General features: G+C 49.3%; 1 protein-coding gene. It reads right to left on the bottom strand.

Going from position 1 to position 3,260, the window contains the following annotated elements; genetic code table 11:
• Nucleotides 1–3,260: beta strand repeat-containing protein (locus tag Q361_RS13215; RefSeq protein WP_103727200.1), on the bottom strand; the 3,260-nt coding region annotated here is incomplete at both ends.

The raw sequence follows: 3,260 nt of genomic DNA, 5'->3' as shown, positions 1-3,260 counted from the left end.
GCAATAGCCGTATTGGCAGAAGCCCATGTACCACCCGATATAGAAGCGGTTAAAGATGATGTACTACCGACACAAAGCGTATTCGTACCCGAAATTGTAGCAGGCGAACTAGGATTAGTTACGGTTATGGTATAATGCGACACGACTGCAGGACACGCACCCGAAGCAGGGATAGTATAATCGATAGACACAGAACCCGAAGCTACAGCCGTTACAACCCCCGAAGCAGAAACCGTAGCAATAGCCGTATTGGCAGATGCCCATGTACCACCCGATATAGAAGCGGTTAAAGTTGATGTACTACCGACACAAAGCGTATTCGTACCTGAAATCGTAGCAGGCGCACTAGGATTAGTTACGGTTATGGTATAATGCGACACGACTGCAGGACACGCGCCCGAAGCAGGCAGTGTATAATCGATAGACACAGAACCCGAAGCTACAGCCGTTACAACCCCTGAAGCAGAAACCGTAGCAATAGCCGTATTGGCAGATGCCCATGTACCACCCGATATAGAAGCGGTTAAAGATGATGTACTACCAACACAAAGAGTATTCGTACCTGAAATCGTAGCAGGCGCACTAGGATTAGTTACGGTTATGGTATAATGCGACACCACGGCAGGACACGCGCCCGAAGCAGGCAGTGTATAATCGATAGACACAGAACCCGAAGCTACAGCCGTTACAACCCCTGAAGCAGAAACCGTAGCAATAGCCGTATTGGCAGAAGCCCATGTACCACCCGATATAGAAGCGGTTAAAGATGATGTACTACCGACACAAAGAGTATTCGTACCCGAAATTGTAGCAGGCGAACTAGGATTAGTTACGGTTATGGTATAATGCGACACCACGGCAGGACACGCGCCCGAAGCAGGGATAGTATAATCGATAGAGACAGAGCCCGAAGCTACAGCCGTTACAACCCCTGAAGCAGAAACCGTAGCAATAGCCGTATTGGCAGATGCCCATGTACCACCCGATATAGAAGCGGTTAAAGATGATGTACTACCGACACAAAGAGTATTCGTACCTGAAATCGTAGCAGGCGCACTCGGATTAGTCACGGTTATAGTATAATGCGATACCGCTGCAGGACACGCGCCCGAAGCAGGGATAGTATAATCGATAGACACAGAACCCGAAGCTACAGCCGTTACAACCCCCGAAGCAGAAACCGTAGCAATAGCCGTATTGGCAGATGCCCATGTACCACCCGATATAGAAGCGGTTAAAGTTGATGTACTACCGACACAAAGCGTATTCGTGCCTGAAATCGTGGCAGGCGCACTAGGATTAGTTACGGTTATGGTATAATGCGACACCACGGCAGGACACGCGCCCGAAGCAGGGATAGTATAATCGATAGAGACAGAACCAGCAGTTACAGCCGTTACAACCCCTGAAGCAGAAACAGTAGCAATAGCCGTATTGGCAGAAGCCCATGTACCACCCGATATAGAAGCGGTTAAAGTTGATGTACTACCGACACAAAGAGTGTTTGTACCTGAAATCGTAGCAGGCGCACTAGGACTAGTCACCGTTATGGTATAATGCGACACCACCGCAGGACACGCACCCGAAGCAGGGATAGTATAATCGATAGACACAGAACCCGAAGCTACAGCCGTTACAACCCCCGAGTTAGAAACAGTAGCAATAGCCGTATTGGCAGAAGCCCATGTACCACCCGATATAGAAGCGGTTAAAGATGATGTACTACCGACACAAAGCGTATTCGTGCCTGAAATCGTGGCAGGCGCACTAGGATTAGTTACGGTTATGGTATAATGCGAGACCACGGCAGGACACGCGCCCGAAGCAGGGATAGTATAATCGATAGAGACAGAACCAGCAGTTACAGCCGTTACAACCCCTGAAGCAGAAACAGTAGCAATAGCCGTATTGGCAGAAGCCCATGTACCACCCGATATAGAAGCGGTTAAAGATGATGAGCTACCGACACAAAGAGTGTTTGTACCTGAAATCGTAGCAGGCGCACTAGGACTAGTCACCGTTATGGTATAATGCGACACCACCGCAGGACACGCGCCCGAAGCAGGGATAGTATAATCGATAGAGACAGAACCAGCAGTTACAGCCGTTACAACCCCTGAAGCAGAAACAGTAGCAATAGCCGTATTGGCAGATGCCCATGTACCACCCGATATAGAAGCGGTTAAAGTTGATGTACTACCAACACAAAGAGTATTCGTACCTGAAATCGTAGCAGGCGCACTAGGATTAGTTACGGTTATGGTATAATGCGACACCACGGCAGGACACGCACCCGAAGCAGGGATAGTATAATCGATAGACACAGAGCCCGAAGCTACAGCCGTTACAACCCCTGAAGCAGAAACCGTAGCAATAGCCGTATTGGCAGAAGCCCATGTACCACCCGATATAGAAGCGGTTAAAGATGATGTACTACCGACACAAAGCGTATTCGTACCCGAAATCGTAGCAGGCGCACTAGGACTAGTCACCGTTATGGTATAATGCGACACCACGGCAGGACACGCGCCCGAAGCAGGGATAGTATAATCGATAGACACAGAACCAGCAGTTACAGCCGTTACAACCCCCGAAGCAGAAACCGTAGCAATAGCCGTATTGGCAGATGCCCATGTACCACCCGATATAGAAGCGGTTAAAGTTGATGTACTACCGACACAAAGCGTATTCGTGCCCGAAATCGTAGCAGGCGCACTCGGATTAGTCACGGTTATGGTATAATGCGATACCACTGCAGGACAAGCACCCGAAGCAGGAATTGTATAATCGATAGACACAGAACCCGAAGCTACAGCCGTTACAACCCCCGAAGCAGAAACCGTAGCAATAGCCGTATTGGCAGATGCCCATATACCACCCGATATAGAAGCGGTTAAAGTTGATGTACTACCGACACAAAGCGTATTCGTACCTGAAATCGTAGCAGGCGCACTAGGACTAGTCACCGTTATGGTATAATGCGACACCACGGCAGGACACGCGCCCGAAGCAGGGATAGTATAATCGATAGACACAGAACCCGAAGCTACAGCCGTTACAACCCCTGAAGCAGAAACCGTAGCAATAGCCGTATTGGCAGAAGCCCATGTACCACCCGATATAGAAGCGGTTAAAGATGATGAGCTACCGACACAAAGAGTGTTTGTACCTGAAATCGTAGCAGGCGCACTAGGACTAGTCACGGTTATGGTATAATGCGACACCACCGCAGGACACGCGCCCGAAGCAGGGATAGTATA

Source organism: Flavobacterium croceum DSM 17960, assembly GCF_002917885.1.
In the GTDB taxonomy this organism is placed as follows: Bacteria; Bacteroidota; Bacteroidia; order Flavobacteriales; family Flavobacteriaceae; genus Flavobacterium; species Flavobacterium croceum.
Note: the sequence above shows the minus strand (reverse complement) of the source record. Positions and strands in the feature narration are given on the sequence as shown.